The organism is Streptomyces sp. NPDC002958, from assembly GCF_055563255.1.
Window position 1 is genome coordinate 55,884 of the sequence record NZ_JBVHDS010000016.1, and the last position, 19,799, is coordinate 75,682.

General features: G+C 69.5%; 25 protein-coding genes and 1 pseudogene. 11 read left to right on the forward strand and 15 right to left on the reverse strand.

Annotated elements, in window-relative coordinates:
• Positions 1-409 precede the first annotated feature (409 nt).
• On the reverse strand, positions 410-607 hold the full coding sequence (locus ACZ3IC_RS24300) for a CBS domain-containing protein (RefSeq protein WP_467419123.1): 198 nt from the start codon (positions 605-607) through the stop codon (positions 410-412).
• Between the two features lie 138 nt (positions 608-745).
• Positions 746-1,138, reverse strand: coding sequence for a lysylphosphatidylglycerol synthase transmembrane domain-containing protein (locus ACZ3IC_RS24305; RefSeq protein WP_467419251.1), 393 nt, complete (start codon positions 1,136-1,138; stop codon positions 746-748).
• Positions 1,139-1,314: 176 nt separating this feature from the next.
• On the opposite strand from ACZ3IC_RS24305, the pseudogene ACZ3IC_RS24310 reads away from it, so the two are divergent.
• The 3 genes and pseudogenes from ACZ3IC_RS24310 to ACZ3IC_RS24320 form a co-directional block, all read left to right on the forward strand.
• Positions 1,315-1,551, forward strand: a pseudogene (locus ACZ3IC_RS24310) (ATP-dependent zinc metalloprotease FtsH); the annotation flags it as partial.
• A 155-nt stretch (positions 1,552-1,706) separates the two neighbouring features.
• The gene (locus ACZ3IC_RS24315) at positions 1,707-1,895 is read left to right on the forward strand and encodes a hypothetical protein (protein WP_467419253.1); all 189 of its coding nucleotides are present in this window, start codon (positions 1,707-1,709) and stop codon (positions 1,893-1,895) included.
• Between the two features lie 288 nt (positions 1,896-2,183).
• Positions 2,184-2,462 carry a CBS domain-containing protein gene (locus ACZ3IC_RS24320; protein ID WP_467419126.1) on the forward strand — a complete coding sequence of 93 codons (279 nt, stop codon included), beginning with the start codon at positions 2,184-2,186 and terminating at the stop codon, positions 2,460-2,462.
• A gap of 153 nt (positions 2,463-2,615) precedes the next feature.
• Here ACZ3IC_RS24320 and ACZ3IC_RS24325 read toward each other — a convergent pair whose 3' ends face one another.
• On the reverse strand, positions 2,616-2,945 hold the full coding sequence (locus ACZ3IC_RS24325; RefSeq protein WP_467419128.1) for a hypothetical protein: 330 nt from the start codon (positions 2,943-2,945) through the stop codon (positions 2,616-2,618).
• Between the two features lie 221 nt (positions 2,946-3,166).
• A complete protein-coding gene (locus ACZ3IC_RS24330; protein WP_467419130.1) occupies positions 3,167-3,397 on the reverse strand; it encodes an SHOCT domain-containing protein in 231 nt (76 codons plus the stop codon).
• A gap of 395 nt (positions 3,398-3,792) precedes the next feature.
• Here ACZ3IC_RS24330 and ACZ3IC_RS24335 point away from each other — a divergent pair, with 395 nt between their 5' ends.
• From ACZ3IC_RS24335 to ACZ3IC_RS24350, 4 genes are all read left to right on the forward strand, one after another.
• Positions 3,793-4,212, forward strand: a complete 420-nt coding sequence (locus ACZ3IC_RS24335) for a CBS domain-containing protein (protein ID WP_467419132.1) — start codon at positions 3,793-3,795, stop codon at positions 4,210-4,212.
• Positions 4,213-4,271: 59 nt separating this feature from the next.
• Positions 4,272-4,484 carry a hypothetical protein gene (locus tag ACZ3IC_RS24340; protein WP_467419134.1) on the forward strand — a complete coding sequence of 71 codons (213 nt, stop codon included), beginning with the start codon at positions 4,272-4,274 and terminating at the stop codon, positions 4,482-4,484.
• Positions 4,485-4,934: 450 nt separating this feature from the next.
• Complete coding sequence (locus ACZ3IC_RS24345) at positions 4,935-5,249, forward strand: hypothetical protein (RefSeq protein WP_467419136.1); 315 nt, start codon at positions 4,935-4,937, stop codon at positions 5,247-5,249.
• A gap of 26 nt (positions 5,250-5,275) precedes the next feature.
• Entirely contained in the window at positions 5,276-5,806 is a 531-nt protein-coding gene (locus tag ACZ3IC_RS24350) for a CBS domain-containing protein (protein ID WP_467419138.1), read from the forward strand.
• Here ACZ3IC_RS24350 and ACZ3IC_RS24355 read toward each other — a convergent pair.
• From ACZ3IC_RS24355 to ACZ3IC_RS24400, 10 genes are all read right to left on the reverse strand, one after another.
• Positions 5,796-6,158: a hypothetical protein gene (locus ACZ3IC_RS24355; protein ID WP_467419140.1), complete on the reverse strand. Its 363-nt coding sequence runs from the start codon at positions 6,156-6,158 to the stop codon at positions 5,796-5,798. The genes ACZ3IC_RS24350 and ACZ3IC_RS24355 overlap by 11 nt on opposite strands.
• 152 nt (positions 6,159-6,310) lie before the next feature.
• Complete coding sequence (locus ACZ3IC_RS24360) at positions 6,311-6,946, reverse strand: V-type ATP synthase subunit D (protein ID WP_467419142.1); 636 nt, start codon at positions 6,944-6,946, stop codon at positions 6,311-6,313.
• Positions 6,943-8,322, reverse strand: coding sequence for a V-type ATP synthase subunit B (locus ACZ3IC_RS24365; protein WP_467419144.1), 1,380 nt, complete (start codon positions 8,320-8,322; stop codon positions 6,943-6,945). The genes ACZ3IC_RS24360 and ACZ3IC_RS24365 overlap by 4 nt, the downstream gene beginning before the upstream one ends.
• Positions 8,319-10,058, reverse strand: a complete 1,740-nt coding sequence (locus ACZ3IC_RS24370; protein ID WP_467419146.1) for a V-type ATP synthase subunit A — start codon at positions 10,056-10,058, stop codon at positions 8,319-8,321. The genes ACZ3IC_RS24365 and ACZ3IC_RS24370 overlap by 4 nt, the downstream gene beginning before the upstream one ends.
• Positions 10,046-10,570 carry a hypothetical protein gene (locus ACZ3IC_RS24375; RefSeq protein ID WP_467419148.1) on the reverse strand — a complete coding sequence of 175 codons (525 nt, stop codon included), beginning with the start codon at positions 10,568-10,570 and terminating at the stop codon, positions 10,046-10,048. Before ACZ3IC_RS24375 ends, ACZ3IC_RS24370 begins: the two co-directional genes overlap by 13 nt.
• Positions 10,567-10,788 (reverse strand): V-type ATP synthase subunit F, encoded by a 222-nt coding sequence (locus ACZ3IC_RS24380; RefSeq protein ID WP_467419149.1) that lies wholly within the window; start codon positions 10,786-10,788, stop codon positions 10,567-10,569. The genes ACZ3IC_RS24375 and ACZ3IC_RS24380 overlap by 4 nt, the downstream gene beginning before the upstream one ends.
• 2 nt (positions 10,789-10,790) lie before the next feature.
• Positions 10,791-11,207: an ATP synthase subunit C gene (locus ACZ3IC_RS24385; protein ID WP_467419152.1), complete on the reverse strand. Its 417-nt coding sequence runs from the start codon at positions 11,205-11,207 to the stop codon at positions 10,791-10,793.
• Positions 11,204-12,610 carry a V-type ATPase 116kDa subunit family protein gene (locus tag ACZ3IC_RS24390; protein ID WP_467419153.1) on the reverse strand — a complete coding sequence of 469 codons (1,407 nt, stop codon included), beginning with the start codon at positions 12,608-12,610 and terminating at the stop codon, positions 11,204-11,206. Before ACZ3IC_RS24390 ends, ACZ3IC_RS24385 begins: the two co-directional genes overlap by 4 nt.
• On the reverse strand, positions 12,597-13,445 hold the full coding sequence (locus ACZ3IC_RS24395; RefSeq protein ID WP_467419154.1) for a hypothetical protein: 849 nt from the start codon (positions 13,443-13,445) through the stop codon (positions 12,597-12,599). Before ACZ3IC_RS24395 ends, ACZ3IC_RS24390 begins: the two co-directional genes overlap by 14 nt.
• Before the next feature lie 53 nt (positions 13,446-13,498).
• On the reverse strand, positions 13,499-13,990 hold the full coding sequence (locus ACZ3IC_RS24400) for a hypothetical protein (protein WP_467419155.1): 492 nt from the start codon (positions 13,988-13,990) through the stop codon (positions 13,499-13,501).
• Between the two features lie 88 nt (positions 13,991-14,078).
• Between ACZ3IC_RS24400 and ACZ3IC_RS24405 the strand changes: the two genes are divergently transcribed.
• A complete protein-coding gene (locus ACZ3IC_RS24405; protein WP_467419156.1) occupies positions 14,079-14,552 on the forward strand; it encodes a histidine kinase in 474 nt (157 codons plus the stop codon).
• A 155-nt stretch (positions 14,553-14,707) separates the two neighbouring features.
• On the opposite strand, the gene ACZ3IC_RS24410 is transcribed toward ACZ3IC_RS24405, so the two are convergent.
• The gene (locus ACZ3IC_RS24410; protein WP_467419255.1) at positions 14,708-15,625 is read right to left on the reverse strand and encodes a pyridoxamine 5'-phosphate oxidase family protein; all 918 of its coding nucleotides are present in this window, start codon (positions 15,623-15,625) and stop codon (positions 14,708-14,710) included.
• A gap of 228 nt (positions 15,626-15,853) precedes the next feature.
• Here ACZ3IC_RS24410 and ACZ3IC_RS24415 point away from each other — a divergent pair, with 228 nt between their 5' ends.
• The 3 genes from ACZ3IC_RS24415 (at position 15,854) to ACZ3IC_RS24425 (ending at position 19,569) form a co-directional block, all read left to right on the forward strand.
• Positions 15,854-16,528 carry a CBS domain-containing protein gene (locus tag ACZ3IC_RS24415; RefSeq protein ID WP_467419157.1) on the forward strand — a complete coding sequence of 225 codons (675 nt, stop codon included), beginning with the start codon at positions 15,854-15,856 and terminating at the stop codon, positions 16,526-16,528.
• 480 nt (positions 16,529-17,008) lie between these two features.
• Positions 17,009-17,884, forward strand: a complete 876-nt coding sequence (locus ACZ3IC_RS24420; protein ID WP_467419159.1) for a universal stress protein — start codon at positions 17,009-17,011, stop codon at positions 17,882-17,884.
• A 494-nt stretch (positions 17,885-18,378) separates the two neighbouring features.
• Entirely contained in the window at positions 18,379-19,569 is a 1,191-nt protein-coding gene (locus ACZ3IC_RS24425) for a DUF418 domain-containing protein (RefSeq protein ID WP_467419160.1), read from the forward strand.
• Positions 19,570-19,799 lie beyond the last annotated feature (230 nt).

The window sequence follows — 19,799 nt, forward strand, 5'->3', positions numbered from 1 at the left end:
CGGTTGTCTCTCAACCGTCCCACGTTTCTGCTACCGCAAAGAGGGGCCGAACGGCCGGCTTGTGCCGTACACGCTGGAAGCGCGGGCGCGGGCCCGTTCCCCCTGGCGCGCCCGCGGGCTGCGCGTCACGATGGGTGGGTCGGACGCCACGCCGGACCACAGCGTGGAGGGCACCATGAGCGACACAGGTGCCGCAGAGGCCGGTCCGCGTGTTCCTGCTCGACGATGCCGGCACCGCCGACCACGCCCTGGCACAGGTACCGGCACTGCGTCCGGACCTGCCGCTGGGACGGTCATCGACCGGACCGCGGTCCTCACGGGGCATCGCGAAGAGCGACGCAGTGTGCACGCGGAATGGTTGGGCGAGCAGCGCGTCCCGATTACGCCGCTCGGCGCGCATCCGGCACGGTCAAGGAGTCGCGCAGATGGACGCTACGAAGTGCCCCAACTGCTTTTCCGGGAGATGCCGGGCGAGGTCGGCTTCGGTGATCATGCCGGCCAGCCGGTGCTCGTCGATGACCGGCAGCCGCTGGGTCCGGTGCTCCTCCATGGCGTGCAATACCTGCTCCGTGCCCGAACGGAGGGACCGAGACCGTGTGATCAGCACTGCTTCGCCGGTGGCTCACCGGGGCACGGACCCCGGTGAGCCACCGGCGCCAGGCGACGAGAGGGCCGGTCGGGTGCCTGGGTAACCAGTGCGGACGAGGTTCTCGTGGCGCCCCATGGAGACGATTCGGCGGTGCTCTCATCCGGTGTGCCGGTCAGGTCCGGCGCGGTGGTCCGCGCGTCGCGAGCTGAAGGTCAGACCGAGCCAGCACGCCCAGCCGATGGGTTGCAGCGCCCAGTAGCTCGCCGTCCGGTAGAGCAGCGTGAGCGCGATTGCCTGGTCGGTGCGCAGCCCGTACAGCGCGAGCAGCGCTGTCAGGCCGGCCTCCACCACACCGAGACCGCCCGGCGTCAGCCGCAGGCTGCCCGTCATCTGGGTGAGCGTGTATGCCACTAGGATCCCGCGCCAGGGAACGCCGATGCCCAGCGCCCACGCGCAGGTGAGGAGGCAGGCCGCGTCGCACGCCCAGTTAGTTGAGCAGCGCGAACGTGAAGGGCCGCCACCATGGGCGCAGCCCCGGTCGAACGGCATGGACGTGCCGGACGAGGGCAAGCAGGCCGTCCTCGATGTCCCGCAGCTGCTGGGAACGTACCCCGAGTCGCCGCCAGAACCGGCGGCGTACCCTGCTGGGGCGGCGGGAGTCCACCAACGCCCTGCTGCCCGAGGAACGGCATTCCGTGGCCGTCCATGAATCGGGACACGCGCTCATGGCGGCCCTGTGCGAGCACGCCGACCCGGTCGCCAAGGTCACCATCCTGCCCTCCGGGCCTTCGCTGGGTGTCACTGAGCAGTTCCCGGAGGCCGAGCGGCACCTGTACAGCGAGGGCCATCTAACCGACCTGCTGACCGTCCGGCTGGGCGGCCGTGCGGCCGAGCTGGTCGTCTTCGGCGAGGGTTCGACCGGTGCCGCCGACGACCTGGCCAGCGCCACCCAGCTCGCCGCCCGCATGGTTCGCGAGTTCGGCCTGTCCCCGGCCCTCGGCCCCATCGGATACGGCTCCGGAGCCCCCGCTACCTCGGCGGCGAGAGTACTGAAGAGACACTGCACCGGCCCTATTCCGAGCAGACCCAAAGCATCGTCGACGAGGAGACCGCCCGCCTGCTGCGGGAGGCCGAGGAACGCGCGGGGGCTCTGCTGCGCGACCATCGGGAGGCGCTGGACACCCTTGCCGGTCTGCTCACCACTCGCGAGACCGTCGACGGATCCGTGGTCCTCGACGTACTTCATCAGCACGAGCGGCCGGACGGCCACCCCGCGGCGGAAGGGAAGCCGACGCCCTCCCCGTGACGCCGCGGCGACGCTCGCAAGCAAGAAGGAGGCGACCATGGAGGAGCAGCAGCCGGGGGTAGTCCACGGTGAGCAGGAGGTCTTGGCGCGGACTGTCGCCGTCGTGATGCGCACCGCTGTGGTCACGATCGATGTCGACGAAACCGTGCTTGTGGCCTGGGAGTTGCTGGAGCGATCCGGCTCCCGGCACCTTCCGGTCGTGCGGACGGCCGCTGTGCCGGCCTGCTGGACAGGGCAGACGTGGTGGTCGCCTGTGCAGCTCCGGCCGCCTCGCTGTCCGGCCTGCGCGTGGGCGACCTCCTGCCCGCCCGCAGGTCGGCGCTCGTACATGTCGAGCAGACCGTACTCCACGCAGCCGACCTCATGAGCTGTACCGAAGTCGACGCCCTGCCGGTGCTGGAGGAAGACGGGCGTCTCGCCGGGGTGCTGACCGCAGCCGACGTCGTCGCGGCCCTCGCCGGTCGTTCGGTGCAGAAGGAACCCGCCGACACGCGGCCGCGGGCTCCGTGCACGGTGTTGCCTGGGCTCCCGCCTCGGCGGGGCTACCGTGGAACGGCGGTGCCCTGACCGCCCATTACTGAGCTGAGGCGCTCTTACCGAGGTGACACCTGGTAAGGCTGTCCTGGTGTCATCTGACGTCGGCAGGTCCGTCCGGGCCCGGCCCCGAGCACGCCGACGAGGTCCCGCGCTTCCTCATTCGCCCGCCTGCGGTCTCAGGTGTCAGTTCCCCGTCGATGGCCTGGCGGCGCGTGCGCCCTGCGCGGCACGCCCTGGCGCTGGGCTCGACGCAACCCGCGCTGCTGCGGACGCGGGTCCGTGCCAGGTGTGGTACCAGACCGCGCCGGTACAGGCGTTGACATGCAACATGCCAACGATGTCGCTGACGCCGGTCTGGTGGCGGGCGGGCATCATCCCGTAGGCGGCGTTCCACATCATGGCCGGGCCGAACTTCACCTGCACGCTGCCGCTGCCCGGATCGATGAAGACCTTGGTGGCGCCCTTTCCGTCAGGCGTGAGGAATTCGGCGTAGTAGCCGTTGCTGAACTCCATGACTTCTCCGACACGCGGGTCCCATCGGTCGGCGAAGCGTCCGGCCGCACGCTCAGCGCCGTCCAGGTTGCGTACCGGTCCGTCGCGGGAGACTGCGCCCATCTTCGCCAGCGGGCCGGATCACCCGACGTCACTGTCGGCGGCCCACACGATCGAGGCGATCAGCATCACCACCGCCGCAACCAGCAGGGTGAGCGGCAGCCAACGGCCCCGCAGCCTGGTTACCGGGGTCCCGGCCGGTGGGCGGCGAGACGTTTGCGTGCCTCGGTGTAGGCTTCCGCATCGATCTCGCCGGAGGCGAAGCGGCGGTCGAGGATCTCCTCTGGCGTGTCTCTCGGTGTTTTTCGGTGTTCCGTGGCGTCGTGGCGACCGGCCGAGTGCTGCGTCAGGCGCAAGACCGCCCACACCGCAAGGCCGATCAATGCGATCCACAGCAGGGGTATGAGGGCCATCCAGGCCCAGCCACCATTCCAGTACATCACCGTGGCTCACCTCCTGGGGTCTCTTCCACTCTCCATGCGTACCGGTAGTAGTGCGCCAGTGCCCATTGGTCTCGCTCCTCGGTCCGTTCGGGCCCTCTGGTGTCCACACGGTGGCTGTTCGGTCCCTCGTCGGTCACCCCAGGGCCGGAGGCGGTCCGGCCAGCCGCATCCGGTCGGGCCGTACAGCGGCAGCCGTGACCTGACCATTGACCTTCTCGCAGCGAGGGCTCAAGTGGTGGCTCCTTTTCGCCGGCATGCGTACGGGATACGAAGAATCCACACTGGCTTCAAGGAGGTCCGATTCTGGGCGTGCCCGAACCTATGGGCTCTGCCCGCGTAGATTCTGAGGCTCGAAGGAGACGGCTATGACCATTGCACGGGAGATCATGCACGCCGGTGCAAACTGCATCCAGGAGAACGAGACGCTGGAGGACGCGGCGCGCCGGATGAGTGAGCTGGACGTCGGAGCCCTCCCGGTCTGCGGGCCGGACGACAGGCTCCACGGGATCATCACCGACCGCGACATCGTGGTGAAGTGCCTCGCCAAGGGCAAGGACCCGAAGAGCATGACCGCAGGCATGCTCGAGCAGGGCAAGCCGATCAGCATTGACGCCGCGGCCGACACGGATGACGTTCTGCGGACCATGGAGGAGCACAAGATCCGGCGGCTGCCGGTCATCGAGAACCATCGCCTGGTCGGCATGATCAGCGAGGCGGACCTCGCGCGTCGCCTGCCGGAGGAGCAGGTGGGCCACTTCGTCGAGGTCATTTGCGCCGCGAAGTGACCACCGGTGGCGACGCCCCGGTCCTGCCCGAAGAGACGGCCCTCGGGTACGTCCCAGTGGTGAGTGTTCGGTCTCCGCCCGGCCGTGGTGTGCGTGCCGGGGTGGTTGAGGAGGGCGGGTTCGCAGGCGCCCTCGTCTACGAGGCGAACGGGCAGGCAGCCTTCGAGTTCGGCGATGCGGTTCTCGGCGATGCCGCCGAGGGTGACGTCGTCGCGGGCGGCGGCGAGGACCTGGGCGATCTATCTGTGAGCCCACGCGGCCCGCGCCGGTGATGAGGGACTTCATGTCCCGAGCTCCTTGTCCAGGAAGCCGCGCAGGCGGCCGAGGTGCCCCGCGCCGGGCATACGCTTCACCGCCCCGGGAGACGGTCCACACTCCTGCGGGCCCCGTACGCGAAGCACGCCAGAGCCAAACCTTCCAGCACCCGCTCCGGATCCCCCTCCATCAACAGCTGCTCGGCGTACGGTTGGCGGGCACACCCGTGACGGCTGTGCCCGGAGTGCCGGTGGGGCGGAATCTTGTGAGGAAGTCCCAGAGCCTCACCACGACAGTCCTCCTGTCCTTCGCTCCTTCCTTCAGTTTCACCGCCTGGTGGCAGTCTGTTGTTTCCTGTCCTGTTGGGGCCGTCCGTCGGCCCGCATGGGCCAACCGGCCCTTGGCGCCGGCCCCGGCGGCGGAAGACTGGGAACGGAGGCCAGCTCGGCCAGAGCGAGGAGCCCACCATGACTGAGCGCGAGAACATCGCGGCAGGGTCCGAAGCCCGCCGGGCGGTGCCGGGGAAGGTATGGAGGCCCGACGAACCACTACGGCAGGACATGCTGTTGCGCTACCTTGGCACAGTGGCCAGGGTGTCCGCCAAGCAGGCGGCGGCACGGCGCCCGACCGCTCCCGAGTCGGCTCCAGCCGGGCGGCTGAAGCAGTCCGCCGAGCCCGTGTCCGGTGCCGAACCCGCGCCTCTGCTGGTCCGTGACGTCATGGACGTACCGGCCGCATCGGTGCAGGGCGACATGCCGTTCCTGGACATCGCCGGAGCCTGACCCGTGAACACGTCGGGTCCCTGCCGGTGATCGACGCCGACGACCGGGTGATGGGCGTGGTGTCGGAGTCCGACCTGCTGGCGAAGGCCGCGGTCGAGGCGTCCGGATACGAACCCGGCGCGATCGGCAGGCTGAGGGAACGGCGGCTGCACGACAAGGCCCGTGCCGAGACCGCCGAGATGCTGATGACCACTCCCGCCGTCACCGTGTTCCCTGGTTCGACCGTCGCCGAAGCCACCTGGCTCGCGTCCCTGTCGCGTCTCAAGCGCCTGCCGGTGACGGACCATGAGGGCCGCCTGATCGGTGTCGTGCACAGGAACGCACTGCTCAACGCGCTGATACGCGATGATGCCGGGATCCGCGAGGAGATTGAGTCGAGGATCCTCGCCGAAGACTTCCCGGCTGCTCGGAGCACCGTCGAGGTCACCGTGCGCAACGGCGTGGTGGACGTCAGTGGCCGGATGGCGGAAGCCGATGTCCCGCGGCTCCTCGCGGAGATCAAGGACATTGACGACGTGACCGAAGTGATCGATCACCTGAACCCTGTCACAGGGTGACGCCGGAGTCCCGATTTCCGTCTGCAGGCACGCGGTCCACGCACTCGTTGTCCGGGCTCTCGCTCGACCGGGTACCCGAGCTGTCGCCCAGCGTGATGGTGATCTCGGGAGGGACTTCGAGCGTGTTCTTGACGGTGCAGTGTGAGATCACCGCCTGGAACGCCCTGGCGCGGGGCGGGGACAGTTCCGGGACGTCCACGGAGATTGTCAGCGAACCGACCCACGCGGGGCGCTCGGAAGCCATCGTGTAGTCGGGGGCGACGCGCAGTCCCTTCCGGGGGATGCCGTGCCGGATACGGCTCCGACGGCGCGGCCTTCGGCCGGTAGCACCGGCAGGGCGCTGGTCCGCCACTGCCGTATGGTTTCCGCGATCTGCCTGAACGGGGCATCGTGACCAACGCCGCCCTGTGCGATCTGCCTGGATGCACAAAGGGCCATGTCCGCTACGCCGACCTCGGTCCGTCCGGCATGCCCTGCGGGGTCCGTCCGGGGACAGACGGTGTGTCATTGCGAGCGCCGTTTTTCTTCCCGCAGCGCGCTGGAGGCCCAGCGTCGTCGTACGGCGTCTTCGTGTTCGCTCTGTTCCAGGGCGAGCTCGGTATGGGTGAGTGCCTCGCGCAGATTTGGGATCCAGTGGCGTTGCAAGGCGCGGACCCGCTGACGAGTGCTCAGCACCTCCGCGCCGATGATGCGGATGGCGGCAGCGGCGGCGGCGTGCTCGGCGGCCGCCCGGAGTGCTTCCCGGTATGCGGCCTCAGCGTGTACCAGGGCGGTGTTGGCTGGGGCGGCTGCGGTGGGTGAGCGGTCGGGCACGGTGCAGGAGACGTTCGTCGGGTACCGGACGCCCATGAAACTGGTCCAGTGGGCCTCGATATCGGTGGGGTCCAGTGCCTCTGCTGCCGCTTCCAGGGCTCCCTCACCGCTCAGCAGGAGTCCGCGCAGCAGCCAGGCTTCGGCCTCCCGCAGCCACTCGTGCCACGCACGTGCGGCTGCCTCCTCGGCCCGTTGCAGACGCTGGTGCTCGGCGTGCAGGATGCGGAGCTTCTGTTCGAGGAGGTCCGCGCCGCGCTCGGCGATGTCCAGGCTGTGCCGCAGACGCAGGCGTCCGGCACGCCCGGGCGGAGCTCGAAAGGTACTCATGGTCCCGGTCCGTGCGCGTCGAGGAGGGCGGTCGGCAGCATGGCGAGCTGACTGCGGGGGAGGGTGAGAAGCACCTGCCAGGCACCGTCCAGGGTCTGGTCGAGGGTGCGCAGTTCGTCGGGTCGCTGGTCCACGAAGCGGTGCAGGAAGGCCCGGTCGAACTCCAGGTACCGGCGGTCGGTCGGACTCAGGGCCGCCCGCCCGACCAGGTCGGTGAGTTCGCGGACCTGGCGGGCGCGGGCGAGGGCGGCCAGCAACTGCGCCGCGACATCTAGATGGTCGTCGCGGGTGCGGCCAGGGCCCGCGCCCTTGCGCATCAGACGGGAGAGCGAGGAGAGCGCGTCCACAGGCGGGTAGACACCCTGGGCGTGGGTCTCGCGGGAGAGCACGATCTGGCCTTCGGTGATGTACCCGGTCAGATCGGGAACCGGGTGGGTGATGTCGCCGGCGGGCATGGTGAGCACCGGCAGGACAGTGACGGAGCCGGGCCGGCCCTGGATCCGTCCGCAGCGCTCGTACAGGGAGGCGAGGTCGCTGTAGAGGTAACCGGGGTAGGCACGACGGGCCGGGATCTCGCCGCGCGCCGCGGACACCTCGCGCAACGCCTCGGCATAGCTGGTCATGTCGGTCATCACCACGAGGACGTGCCTGCCACCGTCGAATGCGAGGTTCTCGGCGATGGTGAGTGCCAGGCGCGGGGTGAGGATCCGTTCGATGACAGGGTCGTCGGCCATGTTGAGCAGCAGCACCAGCTCGTGGGCGGCTGAGCGCTCCTCAAGGGCGTCCCGGACAAAGGAGGCGTCGGCATGGGTGAGCCCCATACCGGCGAAGACCACGCAGAATGGCTCTCCACCGGTGGTGGACTGGGCGGCGATCTGGACGGACAGCTCCAGATGGGGCAGACCGGCAACGGAGAACACCGGCAGCTTCTGCCCGCGCACCAGGGTGGTGAGACCGTCGACAGCGGCGACACCGGTAAGCACCGGCTCTCCGGGCGGCTCCCGCCGCACCGGGTTGATCGGAGTGCCGCCGACGGCCGCAGTGGTGGGCCCGAAGATCGGTGGCCCGCCATCGGCCGGCTCGCCGCGGCCGTTACAGACCCGGCCCAGCCAGCCGGGGCCGACCGGGATGCGCAGCGGCCCTCCAGCGAAGGCCATCCGCACGCGTGAGGGATCCATGCCGGCGGTGTCCTCCAGGACCTGTACGACAGCGACTTCGCGGTCCACTTCCAGTACGAGGCCGTGTCGCTGCTCGCCGGACTCCAGGGTGATCCGGACGAACTCGTCCCAGCCGACCTCGCTCACTTCTTCGACGACGGCGAGCGGGCCGCGCAGCTCACGGATGGCCGTGTACTCGACTTCGCCCCAAGTGGTCACATCAGCTCCTGCAGTACGGCGAGCACGGCGTCCCGCCGCAGGGCCACGCCCGCCGAGTCGTGCGGGTCGACTTCCTCGCGGGCGCGCAGCAGGGGGCTGAAGTCCGCCTCCTCGATGGAGCCTGCCGGCACACCGGCCTCGGCCAGTTCCCGGCACCGTGCGACCGTGAGGACGGCTTCGGCCAGAGCCGATGCCTTCTCCGGGCCGCAGTAGGCATCCTGGTCGGAAAGGGCGCTCTGCTGGAGGACCGCTTCGCGTACAAGTTGGCCGCCGAGCACGCTGATGCGCTCCTGGTCGGGGAGTGCGGTGATGCCGATGAGGTCGACGAGATCGGTGAGCCGGTCGGCCTCCGCCAGCAGGGCGCTGATTTCGGCCCGCCTGCCGTGCCAGGCCGGGTCGCCGGCCTCCGCGTGCCCGGCTGTGAGCACGTCGGCGTCGCGGGAGAAGGAGCCTGCCCAGGAGATCGCCGGGTAGCGGCGGGCGTAGGCGAGTTCGCGGTCCAGCGTCCACAGGCAGCGCACGAACCGCTCGGTGTGGGCGGTCACCGGCTCGGCCATGTCCGCCCCGGGCGGGGACACCGCGCCGATCACGGTGACCGAGCCCAGGTCCCCGCCGAGGGTGGTCACCGCACCGGCCCGCTCGTAGAAGGCGGCGATCGCCGAGGCGAGGCCCGCTGGATAGCCCTCCTCGGCCGGCAGAGCGCCGGTGCGGGAGGCGAATTCGCGCAGCGCTTCGGCCCATCGCGACGTGGAGTCGGCAATGACCACGACGTCTCGCCCCATGTCCCGGAAGTACTCGGCGACCGTGGCACCGGTGTAGATGCTGGCCTCGCGGGCCATCATCGGCATGTTGGAGGTGTTGGCGATGACCACCGTGCGCTCGGCCAGCCGGCCTCCGGTGCGGGGGTCTACGAGCTCGGAGAGTTCGACGATGACATCGGCCATCTCGTTGCCGCGCTCGCCGCAGCCGACATAGACGATGACGTCTGCGTCGCACCATTTGGCGATCTGCTGGAGCAGCATGGTCTTGCCGGTCCCGAAACCGCCGGGGACGGCGACCGTACTGCCCCGCGCTACGGGGAAGAGCAGGTCGATCACGCGCTGGCCGGTGTTGAGCGCCTGGCGGGCGTCGAGGCGTTCACGCACAGGGCGTGGCCGACGGATCGGCCAGTCGGTGGTCATCCGTACCTGGGCGCCGCCGACGACGGCCAGCACCGAATCCTGTGGGTAGCCCCCTTCCTGGACGATCTCCTCTACCGAACCGGCGCAGCCGGGCGGTACCAGGATCCGCGTCCACACAGGACCCGCCTCCCGTACCTCGCCGAGTACCTGCCCCTCCGTCACCTGATCGCCGGCTGCCACGGAAGGGGAGAAGGACCAGGTACGCCCATCGGTTCGGTCCCCTCCGCTTCCGGGCAGCAGCCAGTCTTCGCTGCCTGACAGCGGGCGGAGCAGGCCATCGAAGATCCCGCCGAGCAGGCCGGGGCCGAGGCGTGCCGACAGCGGGCCGCCCTGGGGGCGGGCGCGGTGCCCGGGGGCCAGCCCACCGGTGTACTCGTAAGCCTGGGCCGTCACCACGTCGTCGGTGATCGCCACCACCTCGCCGGGCAGCCCGGCCTCTCCGAGGGAGACCAGGTCGTTCATGGCGGTGCCGCCGGTGTGCTCCAGCTCGACCAGCGGCCCCGCGACCCGCAGGATCCGAGCATCGGCTCGGGGCGAGCCGGTCACGGCGTCCACAGGGCTTCCGTGTTTGCACCCAGTCGGTCGAGCGCGCGGGCGGCGAGGGCGTCAAGGGTGAAGTTGGCCATCCGCCCGGCCGCGTGGGCGACCACCCCGCCGCCGGGCTGTTCGGTGACGGTGGCGTCAGGGCCGAGGAGTTGCCGGGCCCGCCGCTCCAGCCGGTCGCGTACACCGGGGTAGTCCGTGGTGTGCCGCAGGGCCCGGACGCGTTCTGTCACCTGGCGGCGCAGCTCCTCGTAGGCCTCCCGGCGGACGGCCAGTTCGCGGGACCTGGCGCTCCGGCGGGCCCGTAGCAGTTCGGCGGCTCCGGCGGCCGCGCCCTCGGCCGCACCCTCGCGGCGGGCCTGTTCCACGATCTCCTCGGCCTCGGCCCTCGCGCGGTCGAGCACCGCCTCGTCGTCGCGTGCAGCCTGGGCGAGCAGCGTTTCGGCGTCGGCCCGCGCCGAGCGCAGCAACTCGGCGCGTACCGTCGCTAGGGCGTCTGTCTGTCCAGCGGCTGGTGTCGTCATGCCGGCATCACTGCGGTCAGCGGTCGCGTGCTCTCCAACGCCATCCGGCCGAGCATCTCAGCTGCGGCCGGGGTGACGATCACCAGCGTGACTTCGCCAGACAGGCTCCGCCAGGCCCGCCGGACCGCCTCGGGATCCTCGGCGATCAGGACTTTCACCCCGGCCAGCGACAGCCCGGCCACCCGTACCCGTTCCCCGATGGCTGCCACGTGCCCCATGGTCAGGCCTTGCCCAGCAGCAGGACCGCGACGACCAGCCCGTAGATGGCGATTCCTTCGGCGAGTCCGACGATGACCATGGCCCGGCCGAACAGCTCGGGGCGCTCGCTCATGGCGGCCAGCGCCGCCGCTCCGGTGTAGGCGACGGCGATCGACGCACCGATCGAGGCCCCGGCGACCGCGATCGCGGCGCCGATCAGAGCGGCGGAGTTGGTTCCGGACTCGGCAGCCGTGCTGGATGCCGCCCGCGCGACGCCGCCGTTGAGCGCCACCATGAGCAGCGCCAGTGCGCCGCCGAAGAGCAGCGCGTCAGCGGCGATGATCAATCGAAGGGCGGCACGGCCGCGCCGCCGCGCCAGTCGGCGGGTGACGGGAAAGATCACCGCGAGGACGGGAAGGGCGATGAGCCAGGCAATCACGGTGCCACCTCCGTACGTTGCGTGGACACATGCCAAGGGCGGAAGGGACGGCCCCAGGTCTCGAAGACCCGGGAGAACAGCTCGTAGAACTCCAGTCGCAGGGCCTGTACGCCCGCGACCAGCGCCTCCAGAGAGAACGCAAGGGCATTGCCGACGGTGAAGACGGCCGCAGCTCCTATCAGCCCGCCCGGACCCGCGTGGGCCAGCGCGGTCGTTCCTCTCCACACGATGTCGCCGAGCGCCGCGTGCGTCAGCCCGAAGGCGGCCAGCCGTGCGAAGGAGACGGTGTTGGAGAAGATCCGCACCACCGCGTCGAAGAGCTGGATCGTAGTCTGCGTCGCACCGGGGACCCCGCCGCCCGAAGCGGCGAACAGTCCCGAGGCTGCCAGCACGAGACCGCCGGCCGCGATCACGGCTCCCGTGAGAATGAGGAGCGTGTGGTGCAGATACCCACCCGCGGCGAGGCCGGCGAGTCCGAGGAAAAGGGCCGAACCCGCGATGCCTGAGACCGCGTACAACGCCCGCGTCGGGCCGCCCTCCCGCCAGCGGTTGACGATCCCCGCGACGTACGCCAGCGCGAGCAGCACCACGCCGACTGCGACGGCAGCCGTGAGCAGCCGTTCGGGGTGGTCCAGAGGGGCCACCCACAGTACGGGAAGGACTTTCGTCGGCCCGAAGAACTCCCCGTAGGCGAAGCCGAATGCCATGCTCGTGCCCCCGGCTCCCGCAACGAAGGGCCACATCGCACGGAGCTGCACCAGCCTCCGGGGGCGGCCGCTACGCAGCAGGAGCGCCATCAGGAGCAGCAGAGCACCGTGCCACGCGTCGCCGAACATCATGCCGAACATCACCACGTACGCGATCCCGGCCGGCCACGTCGGGTCGACATCGACGTACGGCACTGTCCCGTAGGTGCGCACCAGTGGCGTGAACGAACGATGCACTGGTCCACTGCTGCGCAACAGGGTCGGCGGGTCGACGCCTTGCGGTAGCTTCAACGGCACCAGGACACTGCCGATATCGACCAACCGTGCGGCCGTCGCAGGTACTTGGGTGGCCGGGCACCAGCCGGCCAGCGCCACCACATTTCCGCGTCGTACGGCGCTGACGAAATGCTCCTCAAGTTGCGCCTCGCCCGCCAGCAGATCCGCGTGGCCTTCGCGTTCCAGGGCGTCGAGGTCGGGAGGGGCAGCGGAGAGCGCCGCTCTTGGCGGCTCGGCGCGCAGACGCTGCAGCCGACGCGCGGCCGGTCCACGCTCGCCCTGCCCGGCGCCCTCGGACCGGTCGATTTCGACGCACCCGGCGTCCGCGAGCCTCACCAGAGTCTCCCGGAGTGCCTCGCGCGGCGCGATGATCGCCACCCGTTGCATGGGAACCGGCTTCGCGGCCTCAGACCAGCGCATCGAACGCCTCCAGCGGCCCGCCGCCCCGTGCAGCCGACTCCAGCGCCGCCCGTACCCGCCAGGCGTCAGTGGAGAGCAATGCGACCGCACCGACAACCGGCGTGGCGTCCAGCCGTGAACCGGTCAGCAGCGCGGAGCCGTCCTGCTCGACCCGCGTCCACCAGTGCGCCTCGGCCCGCCAGAGGTCGGCCGGCTCCTCGACAGCGTCCACCGCCCAGCGCGCCGTGCCCGGCAGTTGCCGACGGAATTCGGCGAAGGCCCCGGCGTGCAGGGCCCCGGAGCCGAGGACCCGGGCAGCGCGCCGAGCGGACGGCTCCGTCAGCCGACGACCGTGAATGAACAGCTCGCGGCCGACCAGCAGAGCAAGGCGCCCTCCCGCCCAGGACACCGCCTCGGGCACGGCGCCCGCCGTGCGGGTGGCGGCCGAGATCCGCAGGCCGACGCCCACCGCCGCCGCCGAGTCGTCCCCCGGATCGCCCCACGCACAGCTGGCCAGCGCGCTCCGCAGCTCGGCCGGAGACCTGGTTTCGGCGAGCCGAGGCCAGGCCGTCGCCAGCCCGCCGAGCCGATATGGGCCGGGCCCGTCGGCATGCGTGCCCGACAGCGCGCGCAGGTACGCGTCCACGTTGGCGACCTCGAACCCGGACGCCAGCACGCGGACTACACCCGCCCCCCGACGCGGCAGCCAGCCCGCGAGCACTCGCAGATGCCACAGCAGAGTCGCTGCGACGGAGCGCTGGGCGGCCGCCAGCCCGGCCTCCGTGTCGAGGCCGCGCCGGTACGCCGTAGCCGCGAGGTGCCCGAGGGCGTCATCGAGCGTCGCCGCTGCAGCCACCTCCCGGGCGGCACGGGTTCCTAGGCGGCGCGACACCATGGCTCTGGCCCGGGTCACTCCCGCGACCCATCCCGCTCCCACCGGGACCTCCCCCCGGAGAGTCCCCCTGCGGGCACAGCGGAGGCGCCGACTTGCGCGACGTCCGCCACCACGCTGTTGACTAGGAAAGCCATGCGTTGCTGCGCTCGGCGCTGCAACAGGGCGACTTCGTGCTCCGACTCCGCAAGACAGCGCGCCGCCTCGCTTTTGGCCAGGCCGCTGGCCTGCGCGGCGCTCTCCGCCCGTACCTCACGGGCGCGGATCCGGGCCCTCCTCACGATCTTCTCGGCCTTGTCGGTAGTGGCCCGCCGGTTCTGTTCCGCCTGTTGAGCGGCCTCCTCGCGGATCCGCTGTGCCTCGGTCTCGGCCTGCTCCAGGCGAGAGAGCACTGGGACCAGTTCGGCTGAGAGGTCCGCCGAACGATCTGCGGGCACACCCGTAGGCGCCGCCGGGCCCGGCGAGCCGGTCGGACGGAAACGCATCAGGAAGTCCCTGAACGCCGCCACGAGAGCTCCTTAAGGTGAATCCCCATATCAGTGTCCACGGCGGTAACATCGCTGTCGCCCTGGACTGGGCCGATCGGCCCGCACTGACGTGCAGCGGTCTCTTCGCAGCTCGTCGGATGGGTGCCCGACCGGTCAACGAGATCTGCACGACTTGGCCATTCGGCGGCTGTTCGCGACGGGGATGGCGCTGCAGAGCGTGGTGAGGCTCGTGGATCAGCTAGAGGTGAGCGAGCGGTTGCTGCGTGCGGTGGATGATCTGGACGAGACCATCAAGATCATTCGGTCCACCATCTTCGGCCTCCGTGTCCGTGACTCGGGCCGGGCCGGCCAGGGGCTGCGTGCTCGGACGGCGACCGTGGTCGAGCAGGCCACACGGACGCTGGGCTTTCAGCTGTCCCTGCGGATGCGCGGGCTAGGGCAGACTAGTGGTCCTCGCGTGCCGCTGAGACCGCCGGAACGGGTGTCGAGTTCGGCGTACGGCATGACTCGGTCGAAATCAGCCGTACATGAAAGTCAAGGCTGCCCTGGAGGCAGATTAAAGCGCCACGGCCACGCGCCGTAGACCAGCGCTGTTACGTGTTCGTTGGCGAGCAGCGTCCTGGATCGCCAAAGCCTGCCTGCGCGAGTCGGTGGGCCCATTGGTCGGGACCACTGTGCGGTCAGGACTGGATCGTGGTCGTGGAATGCCCGCCGGGCGTCGCGGCAGTCCGCTGTCGGTCACTGATCAGCCGGACTGATGCGCCGCCCTGTGAGGCGCGTGGGCCGGATCGACACCCATGTGTTGCGTTCGCCCCCTGCCCAGGGCGTGGTATGGGCGCGGTCGGCAAGCTGCCGCAGTGCGTCGGGCTCTGTGACGATCCGCGCAGGGCCTACGGCAAGCACGCTCCAGCCCTGGCTCATGGTCTCGTCCACGTGGTCGACCTCGAATGCGACATCTGTTCCCCCGGCTGTCGCAGGCACTGAGTCAGGCGCGGTCCGGAAAGCGATCGTGTCATCGATGACTTCGTAGTTCACTGGAAAGACCGCCGGGCCATCGGGTGTCGACACCGCGATGCGTCCTACGCCGTGTGTGGAGAGCCGGGCGCGGCATTCGTCGGGGTTCAGGTCCTGCAGCCGGGGGTGCAGGAGCGCCTGGCCCCGGCCGGGTGGCAGATCAATGCCGCCTCCGCGCAGGGCTGCGGCGGTGGTGCCGAGTGCGTCGGCCAGGCTGATGAGACTCGCCGGACTCGGGTCAGCCGGCCGTTGTTCGAGGTAGGCCAGGTAGTCCGGCGCCATTCTGGCGCGGCGGGCTGTTTCTGCGCGGCTGAGCCCCTGTCGCTCGCGCTCCATGGCTACGCGCCGGCCGATGTCGCCGGGGTTGGGTGCCCCGTCGAGCCGGACCTTGCCGGACTTGGCACCGTCCTCGGCCATGCCCGGCCGGGACGGCTCGCGGGATCTGCCGGGCCGGTTCTCAAGGTGCCGGATATGGGCGTCGGGCCCGGGGAACACGAGCGTCACCTGGTCGGTATCCGACCAGTGCACGTCGTAGGGAGGGGTTCCGTCCTCATGGTGGAGTCCGACAATCTCGCCGTCGCGCCTGCTGGCGCCGGTGGCCGGGCTTTCGACAACAAGCTGATCGCCGAGGTGAGCTCGCATGATCGCCGCCGTTTCCTCATCATGTTGCTGTACCCAACGTGCCACGCATGACGTGTCACCGCACGGGACGAGAAGCCGTGATTCCGCAGGGCCGAGGGGGCTGGGTATTGGTCCCACTGGTCCACCGGCGAGTCGGGCCGGGTCACCTGCGCGGCTCGCGGGCGACAGGTCCTGACCCGCTCGGCACATGACCATTACCAGCCGGCACATCCCGAAAGGAGAAGCCGCATGCACCACCGATCGGTCGCAGAGCTCATGACCAGAGACGTCGTCCGGGCACGGCGTGACCTGCCGTTCAAAGAGATCGTCAAGCTGCTGGCAGAGAACGATGTCACAGCGGTACCCGTGGTCGATGAACTGGATCGCCCCATGGGTGTCGTGTCCGAGGCCGACCTGCTGCGCAAGTCTTCCGACCAGGTCGATCCGTCGGGCCGGACATCGATTCCGCATCTGGAGGCGTGGGAGCGGGCCAAGGCCGAGGGGGCCAGGGCCGAGGAACTGATGTCGGCTCCCGCGGTGTGTGCGCGTCCGGAGTGGACCGTGGTCGAGGCTGCCCGCCTCATGGAGGTGCAGAACGTCAAACGGCTGCCCGTTGTGGACGAGACGGACAAGTTGCTGGGCATCGTCAGCCGTCGTGACCTGCTGCGGGTCTTCCTGCGCCGTGACGACGCCATCTACGAGGAAATCAACCGGGACGTACTGGAGCGGCCAATGGGTCTGGCCCCCTCGGAGGTGACGGTCGAAGTACGCCAGGGACAGGTCGTGCTCGGCGGATCCGTCGAGTTCAAGAGCCTGATCCCCATCATCGAACGGCTGTGCCGGAGCGTCGACGGTGTGGTCTCAGTTGCTGAGCATGTCGCCTACCGGACCGACGACACCCGGACTTCCCGCACCAACACGTGAGACATTCGGGCCCCGTAATCCGCCTCACCGCGCACCGCGCACCGCGCACCGCGACGGCAGGGCAGTCTGTACCGGCCCACGGCAAGGCCGACCGAGCACGGAGCAGCCCGCGAAAAGGACTGGCTCGTCGTGCCGGATTGTCTTGCTGGCAGCCCGTTCCACCCTTTCAGGGAGCGCCCCGCGACCCGTCGATGCCCAATCACCAGGGGAATGACCACCGCTCTTCCTCCGTGTGCGGATTCCGTGCCCCTGGGAGTCCTGCCACATCGGGGTCCGCATGCGACACCAGGAGATTTGCGGTACTTCTCGAATGAGGAGAAGCCGTGCTCGGCGCTTCGGCGCGGATGTTCACAGCATCGATTGCCTCTCACCCTCGTCTTTCTGGGCCCAGAAAGACGGCACAGGGACGGCAGAAGGCTGGGCAGGCGGACTTGTTCGCCGTTATTCCACCCTGAGACTTACGAGACGGAGGCAGCCGCCATGGAGCCAGTCGTCACCGTGGGCCTCGACGGCTCACCCGAGAGCCTTACCGCTGCCCGTTGGGCCGCCGACGAAGCCGAGCGGCGCAAGCTCACGCTGCGTCTGCTGCACGCGTGGCCTCTGCTGGTGCCGGAACCGACCCGCGTTCCTGCGGAGATGGATCAGAACTACTGGGCGAGGCGGATCGTGCACAAGGCGCGGGCGGAGCTCCAGGCCCGCCACCCGGGCCTTCCCATTGTCGGCAACCTGGTGGCCGACGACGCCCAGGACGCGCTGCTGCGAGCGGCATCGGAGTCCGAGATGATCGTGCTCGGCTCGCGCGGACTGGTGCCCGTCGAGAGCTATTTTCTCGGAGACATCAGCATGCCCGTCGTGGCACGGGCCGACGGGCCGGTGGTCCTGGTACGCGCCGAAACGAGCGAACAAGGGCCGCAACCCGCTCCAGCTGTGGAAGGCGGCGTGGTGGTGGCACTGAAACTGCACGGCCCCTGTGACGACCTGCTCGAATTCGCCTTCGGCACCGCCGCGGCGCGAGGCGTGCCTCTTCGAGCCGTCCATGGCCAAAGCCTGCCGCTGGTCGCCTACGCGCCCTGGGGCGTGGATCACGACGTGGCGGAAGAAATCACTCAGGACGCGCAGAAGCATCTCAACCAGATCCTCCGCCCCTGGCGTGACGAGTTCCCGCTCGTGGAGGTGGGCGACAGCATCGCTCTCGAAAGCCCCGCCAAGGCTGTCGTACGGGCCGCCCGTGGCGCCGGGCTGCTGGTTGTCGGCCGACGCAAGCACCGCCCCGCCCTGGCACCACACCTGGGCCCCGTGGCCCAAGCCGCCATTCATCACGCGCGCTGCCCAGTCGCCGTCATCCCTCACGACTGAGGTGAGCAACCGCGGCAGCCGATCATGTCGGTACATCAGGCCGACGAGCCCGTACGCGAGACCCACACTCCGATCGAGTTGTCCGTCGGCGACCGCGCCAACAGGCTCAAGCAAACCTCTGGCAGACACGTCGGTGGCCGGGGTCCCGATGCGGACGGCATCGTCGTTCTGGTGCTCGAACTCTGTGATGGCCTAAACGGGTGTGCCATAGTCGTCCTTCGTCAAGAACACAGGAGAGGTATCGCGCTTAACGGCGCCTGCACCGGTGTACCCGTCAGCGACAACAAGATCTGAGCTTGACTCTGCCGGGGATCTTGGTGTTTCCCGGTGCGGCAGCGTGATCAGTGGGCATGCTTGGTGCTGTTTCGAAGGCCGATGCAGTTGTCGAGGTGTCCATTGTCTGTCCGTCCCCGTTCCGGTGAGCAGGTCCCATCTCTGACTGTGCAGGTCGCGCGGGCGAGCAACCCGGGCGGTACGACGGCGATGTGTTACCCGTGTCGGGGACAGACTGCTCTCCCTGTCTGACGTCCTCCACGGGTCGGCTGATCGGGCTCGACGTGGCTCGCGGTCTGGCGGTGTTCGGTATGTTCGCCGTCCATGTGGGTCCCGAGCCGACCGTAGGCGGTGCTGAGGGCTGGCTGCTGGAAGTGGCTCGCGGTCGCCCCGCCACCCTGTTTGCTCTGCTCGCCGGATTTTCCCTCGTCATCCTCACAGGGAGGCCGCAACCGAAGACCGGCCTCGCGGGACGGCAGGCCATGGGCCGTGTCCTCATTCGCTCCGTGGTTCTGATCTGTCTGGGATTCGCTCTGACAGCGCTCGACACCGCGGTCGACGTGTTCCTCGCTGCCTACGGGATGCTCTTTGTCCTGGCTCTCCCTCTGTACCGGCTTCCGGCGGGCACCCTGGCGGTCATCGCGGTGGCGACCGCGCTGGTCATGCCACCCGTTTGGTACCTGCTGCAGGTCGCGACAGAGGACGGCAGCTGGTCGGACACCGTGATCGCTCTTGATCCGCTTGCGCGGCTCACAGGATCCGACGGTTTCGTCGAACTGTTTGTGACCGGTGAGTACCCCGTTCTGACCTGGCTCCCCTTCGTCATCGCGGGCATGGCCGCGGCCAAGCTCGACCTCACCTGTCCCAGGGTGCTCGGCAAGATCGCCGTCACAGGGTGCGCACTGGCCGTGCTCGGCTACGGCGGCTCCTGGCTGGCCCTGCGCCTGGTCCCGGACGCCCAGTCCGCCGTGACGGCGGCGACAGACGGTGGTTCGGCCGCATCCGCCTGGTGGTCAGCCACGGTGGGTGATCCCACGGCCTTCACTCCGTACTGGCTGCTGGTGGCCGCGCCGCACAGCCAGACGAGTTGGTCCATCGTCGGCAACACGGCGTCGCCCTCGCCGTCCTGGCCCTCTGCTTCATCGCCACGGCCCGGTACGCGCTCGTTCGCCGGCTTTCCGCCCCCCATCGCGGCAGTCGGCTCCATCGCCCTGACCGCCTACGTCGGCCACATCGTCGCGATCTGGGCACTCGGTATCGACGACCTTCCCGACTCTGTCGCGCTGCCGGTGCTCCTGGGCTTCATCGCGGTGGCCATGCTGCTTGCACTGGTCTGTAAACATCGATTCCGGCGAGGACCGCTCGAGTACCTGATGCACGCCGCCACGACGCTGGTTCGCCTGATCACCTGACCGACGAGGACGGCGACCCCAAGACGGTTCGTCTGACGCTGTGCGCGACCACCGCAGGGAATCCTTGTTCGGTGACGGCTCCCCGATCCGAGCACAACCTGCGGGAAGTTGATTTCGTCGAGACGGCACTGCGACCGAACACGGTGATCGTCGATGCCCCATCGACAGCAGCAGGAGCGCCACGGTCATCAGGAGCAGAGCAACCTGCCGAGCGGTCCGCGTGCCCAGGT